We start from the raw sequence: 19,084 nt of genomic DNA on the forward strand, positions 1-19,084 counted from the left end.
AACTCGACATCAACGCGCGAGAATTTTGTGGGCGGTGTCGAAGTGGTCCAGTGCGGCGCCGACGGCGGCGGCCACGGTGACTTCGAAGATCTCGTCTTCCGCGTGCTCCTCCTTCAACCGGGCGAAGTCCGCGTCGGTGATGCGGTGTGAGGCGGTGCGAACCGTTGCCGCGTACGAACCCCAGACATCACCGGCAGCGGCGGCCTGCCGGAGTTCCGCGGGGGTGCGGGCGGGTGCTTCCAGCACCGCGTGGCGGAGTTCGGCGAGGGTGCCTTCGCCGGGACCGGTGAGGAAGCCGGGGAAGCGGTAGCCGAACCGGTGCAGCGAGCGGGTGCCGGACTCCAGCTGGCCGGGCAGCAGCTCGAACCCGAACGCGTTCGCGAGCCGGTTCACGACCTGCCAGATCACGCTGACGTGCAACGCCTCGACCACCGCGCCGGCCGGCACGTCCGGCGGCGTCAGGTCGTCGAGGAACGTGAGCACGGCGGTGAGCTCCGGGCGCAGCGGGGCGGGATCGCCGGCGATCTGGACCAGCTCGGTGTGCGTCGTGGCGCAGTACGGGCACTGCAGCCGCTCGGCGGTGCGCATCGCGATGTACTCGCGTTCGCCCGCCGTCCAGAACGACGGGCCGCGCATCGCCTTCGCGCTCAGATCCAGGAACACCGCACCGAAGAAGTCCGGGCGGTACAACAGGGTCTTCGGCACGTCCGACATCGGCACCCGCGAGACGAGTTCGGTGAAGCCGAAGAACAGCCGCGCGTGCAGCCGGTGGCCTCGGTCGAGCACGGTGAGTCGCATGTCTTTACCCCTCCACGGAACGCAGGCGGGCGGCGAGGAAACGGCGATCGGCCGGGCTGACCGCCAGTTCGTGCGCACGCCGGTACGCGGCAACGGCTTCGGTGCGCCGGTCCAGGCGGCGCAACAGGTCGGCACGCGCGGAGTGCCACAGGTGGTACGAGTCGAGGCCCTCGATGCCGTCGATCAGCTTCAGGCCAGCGGCCGGACCGTCGGTCATGGCCACGGCGACCGCGTGGTTGAGCTCGACCACCGGAGTCGGTGCCACCGCCAGGAGTTCGGCGTAGAGAGCGGCGACGCGGACCCAGTCGACCGGATCCTGCACGTGCAGCGCGGCGATCGCGGCGTGCAGCACGTACGGGCCCGGCGAGCCGAAGCGCAGTGCGCGGTCCAGCAGCGTCAGGCCCTCGGAGATCTCGTCGGCGTTCCAGAGTGTGCGGTCCTGGTCTTCGAGCAGCACGAGATCGCCTTCCGCCGTCAGCCGGGCGGCGCTGCGCGAGTTGTGCAGCAGCAGCAACGCCACCAGCCCGTGCGCCTCCGGTTCGTCCGGCATCAGGGTCGCGACGAGCTTGCCGAGCCGCAGCGCCTCCAGCCGCAGCCCGGTGTCCGCCGTCGTGTAGCCCCTCGTGAAGATCAGGTAGATCACCGCGAGGACGCCGGACAGCCGTTCGGGCAGCAGGTGGTCCGCGGGCACCTCGAACGTGATGCCCGCATCGCGGATCTTGCGCTTGGCCCGCACCAGGCGCTGGGCCAGCGCGGGTTCCGCGACCAGGAACGACCGGGCGATCTGGGCCGCCGTGAACCCCGCGACCGCCTGCAGGGTGAGCGCCACCCGCGCCTCCTCGGCGAGTGCGGGGTGGCAGCACGTGAAGATCAGGCTCAGCCGCTCGTCGCCGAGATCTACCAGTTGCTTCTCGGTCATCGTGACCACGTCCGGCGGCGGTTCCAACTTGGCGCGGGCCATCTTCGTGTGCCGGAGCCGGTCGAGCGCGTGGTTGCGGGCCACGGTGAGCAGCCACGCGAACGGGTCGTCCGGCACCTGCGAGCGCGGCCATCGGCGCAACGCCTGCGAGCACGCCTCCTGCAGCGCGTCCTCGGCCAGCTCGAAGTCGCCGAGCGCCCGCACGAGTGCCGCGAGCATCCGGCTCCGGTGCTCGCGGTACACCCGTTCGACCGCGGCCGACGCGAGGTCGCTCATGCCACCCCGTGGTTCAGGCCGGGGATGTGATCGACCGGGCGCACCTCGATCGAGCCGACGTGCGCCTGCGGGCACATCGCCGCGAGCTCCAGCGCCTCGTCGAGATCGCGGCAGTTCAGCAGGTAGTACCCGCCGAGGTGCTCGTGGGTCTCGGCGAACGGGCCGTCGGTCAGCATGGGCTTGCCCTCGCGCACCCTGACCGTGGTCGCGGTGCTGACCGGTTTGAGCGGGTCACCGGCCACGAACACACCTCGTCGGCGGCACTCGTCGGCGAACGCGTTCACCCGCGCGAGGATGTCGTCGAACGCCGCATCACCGGGCTTCGGGCGGTCCTCGCAGTTGTAGATCAGGAACATGTAGTGCATCGATGCCCTCCAGTCGTCGTTCCGAGGACGAACGAGGCCCCTGGAACTCGACATTCGAGCACGATTTCTAGGGAGCGGCGAGCGCTTCGGTCGGGGTGAGGCGTGACGCGCGCACCGCCGGGTAGACCCCCGCGACGACGCCGGTGGCGACGGCGGCGCCGAGCCCGGCCAGCACCATCTCGACCGGGATCACCGCGGGCCAGCCGTGCGCGGTGGCGTAACCGGCCGTGCCGAGCAGCCCCAGCAGCACCCCGGCCACCCCTCCGAGCAGGCACAGCACGACCGACTCGGTCAGGAACTGCGTGCGCACCTGCCCGCGGTTGGCCCCCAGCGCCCTGCGCAGCCCGATCTCGCGTTTGCGTTCCAGCACGGAGATCACCATCGTGTTCGCCACCCCGATGCCGCCGACCAGCAGCGCCACCCCGGCCAATCCGAGCATCAGCGCCGAGAAGGTGTTCTCGGTGAGCCGCTTGGCGGTGAGGGCGTCGGCCGGCCGGCTGACCCGCACCTGCGACGGCTGCTGCGGGTAGACGGTCGGGGGCAGCACCGCGCGCACGTCGTCGATCGCCGCCTCCTGCGCGCGCAGGTAGAGCACCGTCGGCCGCTGGTCGAAGCCGAGGTCCTGCTTCGCCGCGTCCCACCCGACCAGCGCGGATCGCTCGATCTCCGGCGCGAGCGGCAGGGGAGCGAGGATCCCGATCACCGTGAACCACCTGTCGTTGATCCGCACCTGGGTGCCGGGCGCGGTGATGCCGAGCCGGGTCGCGGCGATGTGGCCGAGCACGACGGTGGGGAACTTCTCGGTGGCCTCGTTGAGGAACACGCCGTCGTGGACGCGGCCGTTGAGCGTGTGAAGGAGGTCCAGCGACGAGGCCAGCACGGTGAGGCCGGACGTTTCGGCGTCGGAGATGCGGTCGGAACGGCGGATCACGGCGTGGGTGTTCGCCACGGCGCTGACCTGCTCGGCGGGGCCGATCCTCGACACCATCGCCACGGAGTCCGGCGGGAGTGACGCGGGTTCGTCGTTGGTGCCGGTGGCGGCTTCGGCGCGCAGGAGGTTGGTGCCCAGTTGCGCGAACTCCTCCATCAGGGCGGCTCGGCTGGAGGCCGGGATGCCGGTGACCACGACGAGGGTGGCGATGCCGATGGAGATGCCCAGGGCGGAGAGGACGGCGCGCAGCGGCCTGGTGCGGAGCGGCGAGAGGCCGAGCAGGAGCAGGTCGGCAGGGCTCAGCCTGGCGGGCTTGATGCTCACACCATCACCTCGGACCGGATGCGGCCGTCCCTGATCTCCACCTGACGCGGCAGCCGCGCGGCGACCTCACGATCGTGGGTGATCACCGCGAGGGTCGTCCCTTCCTGGTTCAGGTCGAGCAGCAGGTCCAGCACGGCCCGCCCGTTCGCGGTGTCCAGCGCCCCGGTCGGTTCGTCGGCCAGCACCAGCGCGGGCCGGTTCACGACGGCGCGGGCGATCGCGACGCGCTGGCGTTCGCCACCCGAGAGTTCATGGGGCCGATGCTTCAGCCGGTGGCCCAGCCCGACGCGTTCCAGCGCCTCGGTGGCCATCGCCGCTCGCCACTTGCGCGGCGTGCCCGCGTACAGCAGGCCGGTGGCGACGTTGTCGAGCGCGGTGAGCCCGTCGGCCAGGTGGAACTGCTGGAACACGAACCCGATCCGCCTGCCGCGCAACGCCGACAGCTGCCGGTCGGACAGCGCGGCGATGTCGTGGCCGTCCAGCGTCACCGTGCCGCTGGACGGCCGGTCCAGGGTGCCGAGCAGGTTGAGCAGCGTCGACTTGCCGGACCCGGACGGCCCGACGATCGCCACGGCCTCGCCCGCGTGCAACGTCAGCGAGACGCCGTCCAAAGCACGCACGCCGCCGGCGTATTCCTTGACAGCGTGGGAGATCTGCAGCACCGGCGTCACGACGTCGTCACCACCTGCATGCCCTCGGTGACGCCGCCGCCGCTGATCTCGACGAGCCCGCCCGCGAACAGGCCGGTCTTCACCGCGACGAGTTGCCCGGTGGCGGTCTGGACGGCGTAGCCGCCCTCGCGCAACGCCAGCAACGCCGTCACCGGCACGGCCAGCACGCCGGGCCGCGCGGTCGTCGTGAGCCGGACGCGCACCGGGCCGGAGTCGAACGAGCCGGGGTCACCCTCCAGCCCGATGTCGACCGCGACCACCGGGGTGTCCTGGCCGTTGCCGTCCTTCTCCGTCTTGACCTCGGTGCTGACCGAACGCACGATCCCCGCGGTCTCGGTGCCGTTCGGCAGGACGACGATGACCTTCAAGTCCTTGGTGAACACTTCGGCCTGCCGCGCCTCGACCGAGGCTGCGACCGCCTTGCCGGTGGCGGTCACCGTCATCAGCGGCCCTTCGCCGGACGCCGACAGCTTCGCCGTGACCGACTCGACGCGCAGTTTTCCGTTCAGCACCACGACATCGCCCGCTTCAACGGCACCGGACTGGTCGACCTTCTCGGCCTTCTGCCAGCGCTTGACGGCGTCGATGGTGGCCGGTGTGAGTTCGTCGGCCGCGCCGCCGAGTTTGTAGCCGAGCGCCGCCAGGTTGTCCTTCACGATCTTCACGTCCGGGCCCTTCAGGCCTGGCGCGTCGAGCTTGCGCCACAACGGGGTGTCGCCGAAGAACAGCCACACCGGCCGGTTGTCCACTTTGTACACCGGCTGGCCGCGATCGACCGCCGACCCCGGCGCCGGGAGCCAGGTGAGGGTGCCGGCCCGCCGTCCGGTCACCTCCTGGGCGGCACCGAAGCCCAGCGTGGCCTTGAACTCCTTGGTGTCGGTGAGGTCGGTTTTCACCACCGCCACCGTGTGCGGTGCCGGTGGTTGTTCGGGCTGGGCGGGCGCGGGGCGGGTCCAGGTGAACGCCAGCACCCCACCGGTCACGATCACCGCGACCACCCCGGCGACAAGCCACCGCCTCACTTGCGCCCTCCGCCGAAGACTTCCTGTTCGCACTCCTTCTCGACCTTGCGCTGCTGCTCCTCCGGCATGGTCGGCTGGCCGTCGTAGGTCCAGCTGCCCGGCTCGGTCTCGATGACCTTCAAACCGCGGTTGTTGAGGCACTGGACGTTCTTGTGCCAGTTGTCCGCGAACGCCGGGTTGTGGGAATCCATCTCCCACGGCGGCAGCGGCCACTTCAACGCGCACGCCTTCCAGGCCTCGTCGCTGAACCGTCCGCCGCCGGCCGGGCCCGGCTTCGGAGTGCCGTTCGGGTCCTGCTCCTTGAGGCACGCCGTGTGGGCTTCGAAGAGGCGGTTCGTCTCCTCTTCGGTCATGTCCATGCGGCGCCGTGGTTGCTCGGTGTTCGTGGAGGGAGCAGTCGTCGGCGCACCCGCGCTGGAGGACTGCAGCGTGACGACGTTCGATGCCGGAGGCGCCGCTTGGCCGCACGCGGAGAGCAGCAGCACGGCAGCGCCGATCAACAGCTTGGGATTCATGGGGGCGATGCTGCCGAGCGGTTGTGAGGAAAATGTGCGGCCGCTGTGCCCCTTACGTCAGCGTGATCGTGAACGCGGTGCCGACACCAACGGTGCTTTCCACGGTGATCGTTCCGCCGTGCGCGGTCACCAGGGCGTGCACGATCGCGAGCCCCAGCCCGCTGCCACCGGTGTCACGGGTGCGCGAGCGGTCCGCGCGCCAGAACCGGTCGAACACGTGCGGCAGATCCTCCGCGGCGATGCCGGAACCGGTGTCGCTCACCGTGATCCGGCCGCCCTGCGCGGAGATCCGGACCGTGCCGCCGGGCGGGGTGTGCCGCAGCGCGTTCGTGATCAGGTTGGTGAGGATCTGCCGCAGCCGCACGGGATCGGCGTGCACCGTACCGCCGCCTTCCGCGACCACCCCGGGATGCGCGGCGACGAGCTGGTCGAACAGGTCCCGCAGGTCCACCTCCGACGGGTGCAACCGCAGCTCGCCCGCGTCGGCGAGCGCGAGGTCCTGGAGGTCGTCGATGAGGTGCTGCAACACCAGCGCTTCGTCGAGCAACGCGGTCAGCGTCGTGCGGTCCAGCTCGACCACGCCGTCGCGCGCACCCTCGAGCCAGCTGCGGATCGTGCCGAGCGGGTTGCGCAGCTCGTGCGAGATGTCGCTGGTCATGGCCTTGCGCTGGGCGTCGGTGCGGGCGCGCTGTGCGGCCATGGCGTTGAACGCCCGCGCGAGCTGCCCGATCTCGCTGCGGGACCTGACGTCGACCTGGGCGTCGTCCGCGCCGTGCCGCATCCGCTCGGCGGCCGCGGTGAGCGTGCGCAACGGCCTGGTCATCCGCAGCGCCACCACCAGGCTCACCCCGACGGTCAGCACCAGCACGATCGCGGCGACGAGCACGATGCGCCCGACGTCGAACCGCACCACCGTGGCCTGCGTGGTCTTTCCCGCGGCATCCGTGACGAACAGCAGCGCGGGTGGCGCCACGAACGGCTGCAGCTGCGTCCGGCGTGCGCTCGCCAGACAGTCGGCATTGGTGCCGATGGGCTGCCACGACTCGTTCAGCTTGATGGACTCGGCCGGTAGCCCGCGCTCGCGCAGACAGGCGTTCACGAGGTCTTTGAGCTGGTTGAACGCGGCGGACTCGGCAGGGGTGAGCGTGCTCAGCCGCTGCTCGGCCCCCTGACAGGCCTCCGTCGTCGCCTGGGCGCTCGTCCTGTCCACGTTGACGATCGGCCGGCCCCACGACGTCGTCCGCAGCTGCTCGGCGGGGGCCGGGCCGCGGCAGCGCATCGTGTAGAGCCGCCAGTCCTCGGCCAGCCCCGCTTTCTCCTCGTCGCTCAGCCGGAACGGGCCGCTGATCCTGCCGTCGATCCGGTCGGCGGGCGAGTCCGGGGCCTGGGCGAGGTCGAGCTCCAGCGGGTTGATCACCGAGGACGGGATGGCCGGCAGCTCGCGCGGATCGAGGTCGGTGCCGGTGTCGGCGATGACCTTGCGGTCGGCCGTGGTGAGGATCAGGCGGCGCTTGCCGGGCTCCAGCGCGACGCCGGTCCAGTCGCGGTGCTCGACGGCGAACGTGACCAGGGCGCGGTAGGTCGCGGCGTCACCGGCCAGCGCGGCACCGAGCTCCTGCTTGATCGACGTCGACGTGCTCTGTGCGGCGAGCCACGCGGTCGCGGTGATGGAGCAGATCGCGACGAGCACCGACGCGGCCAGCAGCCGCGCCAGGACGCTATGCACCGGACCCGTCCACCAGCTTGTAGCCGACGCCGTGCACGGTCAGCAGGTACGCGGGCCTGCGCGGCTGTGCCTCGATCTTCTTGCGCAGGTTCATCACGTGCGCGTCGATGGTGCGCGCGGTGATGTACCCGTCCAGCCCGTGCACCGCGCTGAGCAGCTGCGCGCGGCTGAACACCCGGCCGGGGCTCGCCGCCAGCGTGTGCAGGATCCGGAACTCCGACGCCGTGCACTCGACCTGGTCGCCGTGCACGTGCACCTCGTGCCGGTCGGGGTCGATCGCCAGGTCGCCGAGGACGATGCCGGAGTTCGTGCCGGTCCGCTGGACGCGCCGCAGCAGCGTGCGCACGCGAGCCATCAGCTCGCGCGGGCTGTACGGCTTGGTCACGTAGTCGTCGGCGCCCAGATCGAGGCCGTGCAGCAGATCGTCCTCAGTGGACTTCGCCGTGAGCATGAGCACCGGGATGTCCGACTCGTTGCGCAGCAGGCGAACGACACCCAGACCGTCCACTCCGGGCATCATGACGTCGAGGATGAGCAGGTCCGGCGGGTCGCGGCGGACCTCGTCGAGCGCGGCGCCGCCGTCGTGGACGATCCGCACCCGGTAGCCCTCCTGGCGCAGGTATCTCCCGAGCATGTCGGCCTGCATCACGTTGTCCTCGGCCACCAGAACGCACATGCCCATGCACCGCAAGATAGTCATCCGGGGCGCCGCCGCACGGGATGAGGACGTCATCCGCACAAGATCCGCACAACTGACTGCCACGGTCGCGGCATGCGAATACTCAGCGTGGTCGTGCTGCTGGTCCTCGCCGTCCCCGGCGTGGCAGCGGCCAAATCCGATGTGGTCGTGCACGATATCGACACGAACGGCGTGGCGGCCTACTGGACACCGGAACGGATCGCGGCGATGCCGACCGGCCCGTCGGAGCCCGGCACGCCGCCGAAGGACGGACCGGACGGCGCACCCGGCCCCACCAGCAGCAAGACCATCGGCCGGTTGTTCTTCGTCGACCGCGACGGCGAGGACTCCAGCTGCACCGCGACGCTCGTGGTGAGCGCCAACCGGCGCACCGCGGTGACCGGCGGGCATTGCGTCCACACCGCGAACCTCGCCGGGTTCGACCCCAGGTGGCACTCGAAGCTGCTGTTCGTGCCCGGCTTCCGCGACGGTGCCCGGCCGTTCGGCGAGCACGTGGTGCGCTCGGTCGTGGTGAACCAGACCTGGATCACCGACGACCAGCAGTCCGAGTACGACCAGGCGTTCCTGGTGCTGGACAAGCCTTCCTGGGCGGGCGAGCACATCGCGTTCGGCAGGCAGGCTGACCAGCCGGCCTACGAGTACGGCTATCCCCGCGCGGCGCAGCAGCCGGGCCACCAGGGCCGGCCGGAGTTCACCGGGCAGCGGCTGGCGCAGTGCTGGGGCACCCCGGCCCTCAACCCCGGCCATCCCGAAGGGCAGGGGCCCGAGAACGTCTGGGGTGTGCCGTGCGACATGGGCGGCGGCTCCAGCGGCGGCCCGAGGATCAGCAACGGCGCGGTGGTGGGCGTGAACATCCAGAGCTTCAACATCGACGCGGCCGGCAACTGGTGCCCGATCGGTCAGTGCGTGCGGCACCTCGGCGGAGCGCAGTTCAGCTGGAAGATCACTGCTCCGCTGTACCAGCGGGCCGCAACCCGGTAGCGATCGACGCGACGAGCTCGTAGCTACGGCGGCGGTCCGCGTGGTGGTAGATGGGCGAGGTGATCATCAGCTCCCCGGTGGCGGTCTCGTCGAGCACCGCCTGGAGCTTGCGCGTGATCGTCTCCGGCCCGCCGACCAGCACGCGGCCGTCGTCGGGGCCGGGTTCCACGTCGTGCGGGCTGGGCAACAGGATCCGCCTGCCCTCCCGGCGGCTGCGCACCTTCGCCCGGATCGGCCCGGCCAGCCACTCGGCCCGCTCGTCGTCCTCCGCGGCGATCACCGCGACGCTGACCAGGTCGGCCTTGGCGGTCTGGCCGGGGCTGAGGTGCCGGGCGAACGCGAAGGGCACGCCCAGGTCGGCCGCCAGGGTCGCGGTGGCGGGGGACGAGCCGAGCAGCCACAGCTCCGGCACGTTGCCGCCCTTGACCGGCACCGCGGTGGTGTCGCCGGGATCGAGCAACGCCTGGAGTTCTTCGAGCTGTTCGCGGTACGGCCGCTCGGTCCGGCGCAGGTGGGCGACCACGTGTGGCGCCCCGCCCGGCGCGCGGCCGATGCCGAGGTCGATCCGGCCGGGGTGCAGCGCGGCGAGCGTGCCGAACTGCTCGGCCACCACGAGCGGCGGGTGGTTGGGCAGCAGCACCCCGCCCGACCCGACGCGCAGGCGCCGGGTGGCGGTCGCCAGGTGCCCGACGAGCACGGCGGGGGAGGAACTGGCGACTCCGCGCATGCCGTGGTGCTCCGGTACCCAGTACCGGTGAAAGCCGAGCTCCTCCGCCAGTTCCGCGAGGTCGACGGTGTTGAGCAGCGCTTGTCGCGGCGTCGATCCCTGCACGACCGGAGAGGTGTCCAGCACCGACAACCGCAGCCCCATACCGATCACACTAGGGCTGCTAGCAGCGTTCGCTGGACCGGCCCCAGTACACGGGGGTGCTGCCGGGATCGATGCCCCACACTTCGCCGTACGCCCTGGTGCACTTGTCGAGCGTCTTGGTGCCCTCGGACCAGACGTGCTGCTTGTTGTGCCCGTTGACGTTGCTCGCGTGGTTCATCGCACCGTCGAACCACATGGCGGCACTCGAGCTGAAGCTGCCCGGCTTGTTGGCGAGCGAGTCCCAGACGTAGGTGTAGGCCCAGTTCCTGTCACAGCCGATGAACTGCTTGACCGACGCGATGGTCACGTCGTTCTTCTTGATGTACCCGGTGGAGCCGATCTGCACGGTGCGGGAACAGCCGGGCGCCTGCTCGGCGTGGGCGCTCGTGGCGGTGGCGAGCACCGAGAGCGCCACCGCGGGGAGGATCAACATTGCTTTGCGCATGCCCCACGGTGGCGCCCGGCGGTTAGGCGGCGGTAAATCGGGCCTCGGTGCGTTCCCGCACGGTCTCGAGGTCCACGCCCGGTGCGAGCTCGACGAGCCGCAGGCCGTCCGGTGTCACGTCGAACACGCCGAGGTCGGTGATCACCCGGTCCACGCATCCCTTGCCGGTCAACGGGAGCGAGCACTCCTCGACGAGCTTGGGGCCGCCGTCCTTGGCGTTGTGCGTCATCACGACGATCACCCGGCGCGCGCCGTGCACCAGGTCCATCGCGCCGCCGATGCCGGTGACGAGCTTGCCGGGCACCGCCCAGTTCGCGAGGTCGCCGGCGGCCGACACCTGCATCGCGCCGAGCACGGCCACGTCGACGTGGCCGCCGCGGATCATGCCGAACGACAGCGCCGAGTCGAAGTACGACGCGCCCGCCAGCACGGTCACGGTCTCCTTGCCCGCGTTGATCAGGTCGGGGTCGACCTCGTCGTCGTGCGGGTAGGGGCCGACGCCGAGGATGCCGTTCTCGGACTCCAGGACCACCTCGACGCCGGGCGGCAGGTGGTTCGGGATGAGGGTCGGCACGCCGATGCCCAGGTTGACGTACTCGCCGTCGCGCAGTTCCAGGGCCGCGCGGGCGGCCATCTCGTCACGACTCCACATCGCGCACCGTCCTGAACTCCACGCCCTTGTCGGTGGCCTGCGACGCCGTGAGCTCGACGACCCGTTGCACGAAGATGCCGGGCAGGTGCACCTCGTCGGGGTCGATGACGTCGACGAGCTCCTCGGCCTCGGCGATGGTGACCCGCCCCGCCATCGCGGCGAGCGGGTTGAAGTTGCGGGCCGACTTCGCGAACACCAGGTTCCCGAACCGGTCCGCTCTGGCCGCCCGCACCAGCGCGAAGTCGGTGCGGATGCCGTGTTCCAGCACGTACTGCCCGCCGTCGAACTCACGCACCTCCTTGGGCGGCGAGGCGATCGCGACCGTGCCGTCCGGGTGGTAGCGCCACGGCAGGCCGCCGTCCGCGACGAGCGTGCCGACACCGGCCGGCGTGTAGAACGCCGGGATGCCGGTGCCGCCCGCGCGCAGGCGTTCGGCGAGGGTGCCCTGGGGGATCAGCTCCACCTCGATCTCGCCCGCGAGGTACTGCCGCGCGAACTCCTTGTTCTGCCCGATGTACGAGCCGGTGACGCGGGCGATCCGGCCGGCCGCCAGCAACACCGCGAGGCCCTGGTCCATGGCGCCGCAGTTGTTCGACACGATGCCCAGCTCGTCGGCACCCTTGTCGTACAAGGCGTTGATGAGCACCGTCGGCACACCGCACAGCCCGAACCCGCCGACCGCGACGGTGCTGCCGGAGTCCACATCGGACACCGCCTCCTGCGCGGAGGCCACGACCTTGTTCATGACGCCCGCTCGAAGACGGCAGCGAGCCCCTGGCCGCCGCCGATGCACATCGTCTCCAGCGCATACCTGCCGTCGCGCCGGTCCAGTTCGCGCAGCATCGTGGCGAGGATCCGCGCGCCGGTGGCGCCGACGGGGTGGCCGAGCGCGATGCCGGAACCGTTGACGTTGAGGCGGTCGTGGTCGGTGAGGCCCCACTCCCGCGTCACGGCGAGCACCTGCGCGGCGAACGCCTCGTTGAGCTCGATCAGGTCCAGGTCGTCCAGCTTCAGGCCAGCGATCTGCAACGCCCGCGCGGACGACGGCACCGGGCCGATGCCCATCCTGGCCGGCTCGACACCGGCCGTGGCCCACGACACGAGCCGTGCCAGCGGGCGCAGGCCCAGCGCGGCGGCACGCTCGGGGTGCGTGACGACGCAGAGCGCGGCGCCGTCGTTCTGGCCGCTCGCGTTGCCCGCGGTGACGGTGGCGCCCTCGACGTCCATCACGGTCTTGAGCGACGCGAGCTTCTCCAGCGTCGAGCCGGGCCGCGGGTGTTCGTCCGCCACGAAGGAGCCGACCGGAACCAGTTCGTCGGCGAATCGGCCGGAGGTCTGGGCGGCGACGGCGCGCTCGTGGCTGCGCAGCGCGAGTTCGTCCTGCTCGGCGCGCGAGATGCCGTACTCGCGGCGCAGGTTCTCGGCGGTCTCCAGCATGCCGCCCGGCACCGGGTAGTTCAGGCCTCCTGCCGTGACGCGCCCGCGGGCGAGGGCCTCCACGCCCGCGTTCGACATGCTCTCGACGCCGCCCGCGAGCACCAGGTCCTGTGCGCCGGTCTGCACGGCCATCGCCGCGGTGATCACCGCCTGCAGGCCGGAGCCGCAGCGGCGGTCCAGCTGCACGCCCGGCACGCCGACGCCCAGGCCCGCGTCGAGCGCGACGACCCGGCCGATCGCCGGCGCGTCCATCGTGGGGTAGCTGTGGCCGAGCACCAGGTCGTCCACATCGCACGGATCCAGTCCGGCGCGGCGCATCAGCTCGCGGACGACGATCGCGCCGAGCTCCTGGGCGGTGCGCTCCTTGATGGCACCGTTGTAGCGGCCCACCGGCGTGCGGATGGGCTCGCAGATGACGGCGTCACGCATGGACTCTCCTCGTCACGTGTACGCTGTGCGTACACGCTGTACGCGATGCGGTTACTTGAGGGTGCCTGGGTCTCGTTGGACTGTCAACGTGACCTGGTGCGGAAAGCAGGGGCGATGGCGGCCGGGCCGGATGAGCGCGACTTCATCCAGAGCATCGAGCGCGGGTTCGCGGTGCTGCTGGCGTTCGACGAGGACCGGGTCAACCCGAACCTGGCGGAACTGGCCGCGGCCACCGGGCTGTCGCGGCCTGCCGTCCGGCGGATTCTCCTGACGCTGCAACGGCTCGGGTACGTGCGCAACGAGGGCAGCCGCTGGTCGCTGACGCCTCGGGTGCTCAGCATCGGGCAGCACTACTCGGCGTCGCACGCGATGATCGAGATCGCGCAGCCGCACCTGCTGGAGCTGTCCGTGCAGACGGGTGAGTCGGCGTCGCTCGCGGCGCTGGACGGACGCGACGCCGTCTACGTGGCGCGCGTGCCGGTGCGGCGGATCATGAGCATCAACGTGTCGATCGGCACCCGCATCCCCGCGTTCGCGACGTCGATGGGGCGGGTGCTGCTGGCGTGGGCGCCGGACGTCGTGGTGGAGGAGATCATCGCGGGCGGGCTGCCAGCGTTGACCAGGCACACGGTGACGGACGTCGAGGCGTTCCGCGGCGTGCTGCGGCAGGTTCGTGCGGACGGGTGGTCCATCGTCGCGGAGGAGCTGGAGATCGGCCTGCTCTCGGTGTCCGCGCCCGTGCGCGACCGGACCGGCGAGGTGGTCGCCTCGCTCGCGTCGTCCACCTCGGTCGGGCGGTCATCTGTTGAGGCGCTGCGGCGCGATGTGGTGCCATTGCTGCTCGACGCCGCGGAACGGATCAGCGCCGATCTCGGGCACCACGGCCCGGCGCGCCGCGAAGGCTTCTACTGACGGTTCAGGGAGGACAGATGTCCACTCGGCCGCGGGTCCTGGTGATCGGCACCGGGTTCGCCGGATTCCACTGTCTGCGCAAGCTGGAACGCAAGCTGCCACCCGACGCGGCCGAGCTGGTCGCCGTCAACCCGTCCGACTACATGCTCTACATCCCGCTGCTGCCGGAGGTCGCGGGCGGCGTGCTCGACCCGCGCCGCGTCGCCGTGCCGCTGCGGAACACGTTGAAGCGCACCAAAATCGTGCTGGGCGCGGCCACGGACATCGCGCTCGACCAGAAGTGCGTGCAGGTGACCGACGTCGAGGGCCGTTCGAGAACGATGTCCTACGACCGGTTGCTGATCACGTCCGGCAGCGTCACCCGGCTGCTGTCGATTCCGGGCGTGGCCCAGTACGCCAAGGGTTTCCGCACCGTCGCCGAGGCGATCCACCTGCGTGACCACGCGCTGCGGCAGCTGGAGCTGGCCGACCAGGCCGACGATCCCGAGGAACGCCGCGCGCGGTGCACGTTCGTGGTGGTGGGCGCGGGTTACACGGGTACCGAGGTGCTCGCCCAGACGCAGCTGCTGACCCAGGACGCGTGGCGGCACCTGCCGGGCCTGCGGGACGTGCCACCGCGGTGGATCCTCGTCGACGTCGCGCCCCGCGTGCTGCCGGGCCTCGACCCGCGGTTGTCGGGGCCTACGCAGAAGGTCCTGGAGCGGCGCGGCGCGGAGGTCAGGCTCGAGACCAGCCTGGAGTCGATGACCCCCACCTGCGCCCGGCTGTCCGACGGCACCGAGATCCAGACCCGCACCGTCGTGTGGTGCGTGGGCGTGCGGCCGGATCCGCTGGTCAGCACGCTGAACATGCCCGTGACCAACGGCCGGCTCAACACCGGCACGCAGCTGAAGGTGTGCGAGAACGTGTGGGCGGCCGGTGACGCGGCGGCGGTGCCGGACCTGGTGCGGCCCGGCGAGATCACCGCCATGACCGCTCAGCACGCCGAACGCCAGGGCAGGACCGCCGCGATCAACATCGCCGCCTCGCTCGGCCACGGCACGGTCCACGAGTACCGGCACAAGGACCTCGGCTTCGTCGTGGACCTGGGCGGCTGGCAGGCGGTGGCGAACCCGCTGGGCGTGCCGCTGACGAGTCTCCCGGCCAAGGCCGTGACGCGGGGCTACCACCTGATGGACCTGCCGTACGGGCGGTTCCGCACGGCGGCGAACTGGCTGACCGAGCTGGGCGCCGGTCGGCAGATCACGCATTTCGGGGTGGTGCCGGACATGGGCGTGAGCCTGGCCGAGGCGGACATGCCGCCGAACGCGGCGGGCTTCGCGGACACGCGAACGACCGGTCAAGCTGATGAGGTGTGACGACCGTCAACTAGGATTCACGGCGTGGTAGCGCAGGGGGAGCAACCGGCCTCGCTGGCCGAACGGCTGGATCGGCTTTTCAAGGCCGTGCGGCCAGGAGGCCAGCGCGAGTACACCTACGAAGAGGTCGCCGGCACGATTCGCGAGCAAGGCATCTCGATCTCGCACACGTACGTGTGGCAGTTGCGCAAAGGGCTGCGTGACAATCCCACGAAACGGCACCTGGAAGGGCTCGCGCAGTTCTTCGGGGTGCCGACGTCCTATTTCCTGGACGACGACAACAGCGGCATCGACGACCAGCTGGAGTTGCTGGTCGCGTTGCGCGACAGCGGTGTGCGCTCCCTGGCGTTGCGTGCGTCCGGCCTGTCCCCGGGGAGCATCAAGGCGGTGCTGGGCATGGTCCAGCACGCGCGGTCGATCGAGGGCCTGCCGCCCGCCCCCGACGAGGTGGAGGAACCAGGCGGGGAACAAGATCAGCCGTGAGACAGTGGCGGCGGCTGCGCAGACGGTCCCAGGACCGGCTCGCGGGTTTCGAGGTGCCGAAGCCGTTCTCCATCGAGGCGTTGTGCGCACAGGTGTCCGCCAGTCGCGGGCGTGAGCTCCACCTCCACCCGCTGCAGTACACGGGGGCCGCGGACCTGCCGTGCGGCCTGTGGGTGTCGACGGCCAGGGCCGACCACATCTTCCACGCGCGGGGCGCCAGTGCGTTGCACCAGCAGAACATCATCCTGCACGAGATCGGCCACATGCTGTGCGACCACACGCTGGCCAATGACGACAACGGCCTGACGGCGTTGCTCGGCGACCTCGACCCGAACATGGTGCGCAGCGTGCTCATGCGCGCCCGCTATTCGACGCCGGAGGAGCAGGAGGCGGAGATGGTCGCCGCGCTGATCCGCGAGCGCGCGGGCTGGAGCGTCGCGCCGTCGCGCCCGGACGGTGCGCTCGGCGTGCTGCACGACGTGTTCGGTCCTTCCGAGAACGGATAGCGGTGACCAGGTTTTCGTCAGTCGAGCTTCCGGGCGTCGTGTTCGCCGTGCTCGTCGTCGTCTGGGGATTCGTCCTCTTCCGCGTCCGCGTCGTCGGCCGCTCCCCGCAGGGCAGGGCGGTGGCGCTCGCGTTCCTGTGCCTCGCCACCTCGGCCACGATCGTCGTGCGTCAGGTGCGGTACGCGCTAGACCAGTTCATCGGCGTACCCGACCTGGCCATCCTGATCGCGAACGTGTCGACCCTCGGGGCCATCGCCTTCCTGCTGCGGTTCGGGTTGATCGTCGGCTCGAACGTCCGGTTCGTGCGGGTGGCGAACGCCGTCCTGGCCGGCGTCGTGGTCGTGATGGTCGCCATGTTCCTGATCGTCCCGAGGGACCTGAACTCGCCGGACTTCGCCTACTGGCACCCGACGCACCCCGCGACGATCATCTACCACCTGGTGAACATCACCTGCATGTTCGTCGGCGTGGCAGCCGGTGCGGTGCTGCTTCACCCGCTGTGGCGGCACCAGGCCCGCGGCCCGCTGCGGGTGGCGCTCTTCCTGCTGTGGCTGGGTTTCCTGTCACTCATCGTCTACGCGGGCTGCCGGTACTGGTACGTGATCGCGTACGGGTTCGGGTTCGTGCCGCAGGGCACCCAGTACCGGACCTACGGCAGGATCACCGAGCTCGCGATGTTCCTCGGCGTGCTGCTCGTGGTGCTGGGCGGCCTGACCCAGGCCGGCATGAGCGCGGTGCGGTGGATGCGGCGCCTGCGCGGCTATCGCCGGCTCCGTCCGTTGTGGACGGAGCTGGTCGAGGCCGTGCCGACGGTGGTGTTGCAGCACCCGCCGCGCTGGTTCGCGGGCGGGTCGCTGGAACTGCGGTTGTACCGGCGGACCGTGGAGATCCGCGACGCCCAGCTGGAACTGGCCGGCCGCGTCTCGCCGGACACGCGTGCCTACGCCGGCATGAACCTCGAGGAGGCCGGCGTCACCGAGCCGCTGGCCCTGGACGCCTGCGTGCTGCGGATCGGCCTGGCCTCACCGCCGGCGCTGCACCCGGCGGAGACCTCCGCGTGGTCGGCCGCGTCGAACCTCGACGACGAGCTCGACGACCTGCTCGCCCTGAACCGGCAGCTGCGGGACCCGGCCGTGGTGGCGGCGGCGCAGCGGAGCCTCACGCCCCTGTGACGCCGTCGATGCCCTCGCGGAGGAAGTCCGCGTGGCCGTTGTGCCGCGCGTACTCGTGGCAGAGGTGGTGCATGACCAGGCGCAGCGACACCTCCTCGCCCCAGCGCGGCTGGTGGCCCGTGACGTCGAGCGACTCGGCCTCCCGCTCGATGCGGCGCGCGTGCTCGACCTCGTGCTGCCACGCCACGAACGCTTCACCGCGCGTGGAGTCCGCGGCGTCGTAGGCGACCTGGTAGTCGTTCTCGTCCGACCACACCAGCGGGATGTCCTCGCCGTTGATGACCTTGCGGAACCAGGTGCGCTCGACCTCGGCCATGTGCCGGACCAGGCCGAGCAGCGTCAGCGTGGACGGGGGCATCGAGCGGCGGCGCAGGTCGTCGTCGGACAGCCCCTCGCACTTCATCGCGAGGGTGGCGCGGTGGAAGTCGAGGAACGCTCGCAACGTCTCGCGTTCGCCTGCCTTGAGAGGAGGGCCGATTCGTTCGTTGGTCACGCGGCCAGTCTCGCACTTGGTCCTATGTGGCCGGTCGGTTGCTGCGCGGCCAGCGCTTCCCTCTGGGGGGCAACACCGCTCATGTACGGGTTACTCGTGAACCAGCACAGTGCGGGGCGCCACATCCACGCCTTGCCCGGACGGCGCTAACGTTGCGGTCAGGACGAGGGAACGGTCAGGACGAGGGGAGCTGCGCCATGACGACGCTCGAGCAGGCCGAGTCGGCGTTCGGGGCGGCCCGGCCGAGACTGTTCGGCATCGCCTACCGCATGACCGGCAGCGTGGCGGACGCCGAGGACCTCGTGCAGGAGGTCTGGCTGCGCTGGCAGCTGGCCGACCGCGACGCCGTGCACAACCCCGAGGCGTACCTGGCCACGGCCATCACCCGGCTCGCGATCAACGAGAGCCAGTCCGCGCGGGCCCGCCGCGAGACCTACGTCGGGCCGTGGCTGCCGGAACCGGTGGACACGAAGGCCGACCCGCAGGTCGGCGCCGAGCAGGGCGCGGTGCTGGAGCTGGCGGTGCTGATGCTGCTGGAGAAGCTGACCCCGACCGAGCGGGCCGCGTACGTGCTGCGCGAGGCGTTCGACTACCCCTACCGGGAGATCGCCGAGATCGTGCAGGCCAGCGAGGTCGCGACCCGGCAGCTGGTCAGCCGGGCGCGCAAGCACCTCGCCGACGAGCGCAAGGCCCCGGTCGGACGTGCGGACCAGCGCAAGTTGCTGGAGGCGTTCGTGGCGGCCGCGCAGGCCGGTGACCTGGCCGCGCTGGAGAAGCTGTTCGCCGAGGACGTGGTGAGCTACTCCGACAGCAACGGTGCCATCAGGGCCGCGGGTCGCCCGCTGTTCGGCGCGCAGAACCTGGCCAAGATCATCTCGGGCTGGGCGCCGTCGTTCTGGGCCGGTGCCGAGGCCTCGTTCGTCGAGGCGAACGGCCTCACCGCGGTCAGGCTGCGCAAGGACGAGGGCACCTTCGCGATCATCACCGTGACGGCCTCCGAGGGCGGCATCGACCAGGTGATGTGGCTGGTCAACCCGGAAAAGCTGACCGCGTTCGAGTAGGCCTGTCACAACGGCGGGGGCTGTCCTGTCTTAGCTC

General features: G+C 70.8%; 22 protein-coding genes. 7 read left to right on the top strand and 15 right to left on the bottom strand.

Features of this window, described 5'->3' with window-relative positions:
• Window positions 1-9 precede the first annotated feature (9 nt).
• The 9 genes from ACIA8G_RS10630 to ACIA8G_RS10670 all read right to left on the bottom strand — a co-directional run bounded on the left by ACIA8G_RS10630 (window position 10) and on the right by ACIA8G_RS10670 (window position 8,223).
• Window positions 10-798, bottom strand: coding sequence for a hypothetical protein (locus ACIA8G_RS10630; protein WP_396418114.1), 789 nt, complete (start codon window positions 796-798; stop codon window positions 10-12).
• A gap of 4 nt (window positions 799-802) precedes the next feature.
• Entirely contained in the window at window positions 803-1,993 is a 1,191-nt protein-coding gene (locus tag ACIA8G_RS10635) for an RNA polymerase sigma factor (protein WP_396418116.1), read from the bottom strand.
• Window positions 1,990-2,358 carry a YciI family protein gene (locus tag ACIA8G_RS10640; RefSeq protein WP_396418117.1) on the bottom strand — a complete coding sequence of 123 codons (369 nt, stop codon included), beginning with the start codon at window positions 2,356-2,358 and terminating at the stop codon, window positions 1,990-1,992. Before ACIA8G_RS10640 ends, ACIA8G_RS10635 begins: the two co-directional genes overlap by 4 nt.
• Window positions 2,359-2,425: 67 nt before the next feature.
• Window positions 2,426-3,607, bottom strand: coding sequence for an ABC transporter permease (locus ACIA8G_RS10645; RefSeq protein WP_396418686.1), 1,182 nt, complete (start codon window positions 3,605-3,607; stop codon window positions 2,426-2,428).
• 2 nt (window positions 3,608-3,609) lie between these two features.
• Complete coding sequence (locus ACIA8G_RS10650) at window positions 3,610-4,284, bottom strand: ABC transporter ATP-binding protein (protein WP_396418118.1); 675 nt, start codon at window positions 4,282-4,284, stop codon at window positions 3,610-3,612.
• Window positions 4,281-5,306 (bottom strand): peptidoglycan-binding protein, encoded by a 1,026-nt coding sequence (locus ACIA8G_RS10655; protein ID WP_396418119.1) that lies wholly within the window; start codon window positions 5,304-5,306, stop codon window positions 4,281-4,283. Before ACIA8G_RS10655 ends, ACIA8G_RS10650 begins: the two co-directional genes overlap by 4 nt.
• Window positions 5,303-5,821, bottom strand: coding sequence for a hypothetical protein (locus ACIA8G_RS10660; RefSeq protein WP_396418120.1), 519 nt, complete (start codon window positions 5,819-5,821; stop codon window positions 5,303-5,305). The genes ACIA8G_RS10655 and ACIA8G_RS10660 overlap by 4 nt, the downstream gene beginning before the upstream one ends.
• A gap of 52 nt (window positions 5,822-5,873) precedes the next feature.
• Window positions 5,874-7,547 carry a sensor histidine kinase gene (locus ACIA8G_RS10665; RefSeq protein ID WP_396418121.1) on the bottom strand — a complete coding sequence of 558 codons (1,674 nt, stop codon included), beginning with the start codon at window positions 7,545-7,547 and terminating at the stop codon, window positions 5,874-5,876.
• A complete protein-coding gene (locus ACIA8G_RS10670; RefSeq protein WP_396418687.1) occupies window positions 7,540-8,223 on the bottom strand; it encodes a response regulator transcription factor in 684 nt (227 codons plus the stop codon). The genes ACIA8G_RS10665 and ACIA8G_RS10670 overlap by 8 nt, the downstream gene beginning before the upstream one ends.
• 96 nt (window positions 8,224-8,319) lie before the next feature.
• Between ACIA8G_RS10670 and ACIA8G_RS10675 the strand changes: the two genes are divergently transcribed.
• The gene (locus tag ACIA8G_RS10675) at window positions 8,320-9,228 is read left to right on the top strand and encodes a trypsin-like serine peptidase (RefSeq protein ID WP_396418123.1); all 909 of its coding nucleotides are present in this window, start codon (window positions 8,320-8,322) and stop codon (window positions 9,226-9,228) included.
• Here ACIA8G_RS10675 and ACIA8G_RS10680 read toward each other — a convergent pair.
• From ACIA8G_RS10680 to ACIA8G_RS10700, 5 genes are read right to left on the bottom strand one after another with little or no spacing between them, the layout of a single operon-like run.
• Window positions 9,191-10,099, bottom strand: coding sequence for an LLM class flavin-dependent oxidoreductase (locus tag ACIA8G_RS10680; protein WP_396418124.1), 909 nt, complete (start codon window positions 10,097-10,099; stop codon window positions 9,191-9,193). The two genes, ACIA8G_RS10675 and ACIA8G_RS10680, sit on opposite strands and share 38 nt — an antisense overlap.
• Window positions 10,100-10,118: 19 nt before the next feature.
• Window positions 10,119-10,544: a hypothetical protein gene (locus tag ACIA8G_RS10685; RefSeq protein ID WP_396418125.1), complete on the bottom strand. Its 426-nt coding sequence runs from the start codon at window positions 10,542-10,544 to the stop codon at window positions 10,119-10,121.
• A 22-nt stretch (window positions 10,545-10,566) separates the two neighbouring features.
• The gene (locus ACIA8G_RS10690) at window positions 10,567-11,196 is read right to left on the bottom strand and encodes a CoA transferase subunit B (protein WP_396418126.1); all 630 of its coding nucleotides are present in this window, start codon (window positions 11,194-11,196) and stop codon (window positions 10,567-10,569) included.
• Entirely contained in the window at window positions 11,183-11,941 is a 759-nt protein-coding gene (locus ACIA8G_RS10695) for a CoA transferase subunit A (RefSeq protein ID WP_396418127.1), read from the bottom strand. The genes ACIA8G_RS10690 and ACIA8G_RS10695 overlap by 14 nt, the downstream gene beginning before the upstream one ends.
• A complete protein-coding gene (locus tag ACIA8G_RS10700) occupies window positions 11,938-13,062 on the bottom strand; it encodes an acetyl-CoA C-acetyltransferase (RefSeq protein WP_396418128.1) in 1,125 nt (374 codons plus the stop codon). Before ACIA8G_RS10700 ends, ACIA8G_RS10695 begins: the two co-directional genes overlap by 4 nt.
• Before the next feature lie 114 nt (window positions 13,063-13,176).
• On the opposite strand from ACIA8G_RS10700, the gene ACIA8G_RS10705 reads away from it, so the two are divergent.
• From ACIA8G_RS10705 to ACIA8G_RS10725, 5 genes are read left to right on the top strand one after another with little or no spacing between them, the layout of a single operon-like run.
• Entirely contained in the window at window positions 13,177-13,974 is a 798-nt protein-coding gene (locus ACIA8G_RS10705; RefSeq protein WP_396418688.1) for an IclR family transcriptional regulator C-terminal domain-containing protein, read from the top strand.
• 17 nt (window positions 13,975-13,991) lie between these two features.
• On the top strand, window positions 13,992-15,332 hold the full coding sequence (locus ACIA8G_RS10710) for an NAD(P)/FAD-dependent oxidoreductase (RefSeq protein WP_396418129.1): 1,341 nt from the start codon (window positions 13,992-13,994) through the stop codon (window positions 15,330-15,332).
• A gap of 24 nt (window positions 15,333-15,356) precedes the next feature.
• Window positions 15,357-15,815 carry an XRE family transcriptional regulator gene (locus tag ACIA8G_RS10715; RefSeq protein WP_396418130.1) on the top strand — a complete coding sequence of 153 codons (459 nt, stop codon included), beginning with the start codon at window positions 15,357-15,359 and terminating at the stop codon, window positions 15,813-15,815.
• Window positions 15,812-16,321 (top strand): hypothetical protein, encoded by a 510-nt coding sequence (locus ACIA8G_RS10720; protein WP_396418131.1) that lies wholly within the window; start codon window positions 15,812-15,814, stop codon window positions 16,319-16,321. The genes ACIA8G_RS10715 and ACIA8G_RS10720 overlap by 4 nt, the downstream gene beginning before the upstream one ends.
• Window positions 16,322-16,323: 2 nt before the next feature.
• A complete protein-coding gene (locus ACIA8G_RS10725) occupies window positions 16,324-17,493 on the top strand; it encodes an MAB_1171c family putative transporter (protein ID WP_396418132.1) in 1,170 nt (389 codons plus the stop codon).
• Here the strand turns inward: ACIA8G_RS10725 and ACIA8G_RS10730 are convergent.
• Window positions 17,480-17,986, bottom strand: a complete 507-nt coding sequence (locus ACIA8G_RS10730) for a DinB family protein (protein WP_396418133.1) — start codon at window positions 17,984-17,986, stop codon at window positions 17,480-17,482. The two genes, ACIA8G_RS10725 and ACIA8G_RS10730, sit on opposite strands and share 14 nt — an antisense overlap.
• Window positions 17,987-18,183: 197 nt before the next feature.
• Here ACIA8G_RS10730 and ACIA8G_RS10735 point away from each other — a divergent pair, with 197 nt between their 5' ends.
• The gene (locus ACIA8G_RS10735; protein WP_396418134.1) at window positions 18,184-19,047 is read left to right on the top strand and encodes an RNA polymerase sigma-70 factor; all 864 of its coding nucleotides are present in this window, start codon (window positions 18,184-18,186) and stop codon (window positions 19,045-19,047) included.
• Window positions 19,048-19,084: the final 37 nt, after the last annotated feature.

This window comes from Lentzea sp. NPDC051213, assembly GCF_044455585.1.
In the GTDB taxonomy this organism is placed as follows: domain Bacteria; phylum Actinomycetota; class Actinomycetes; order Mycobacteriales; family Pseudonocardiaceae; genus Lentzea.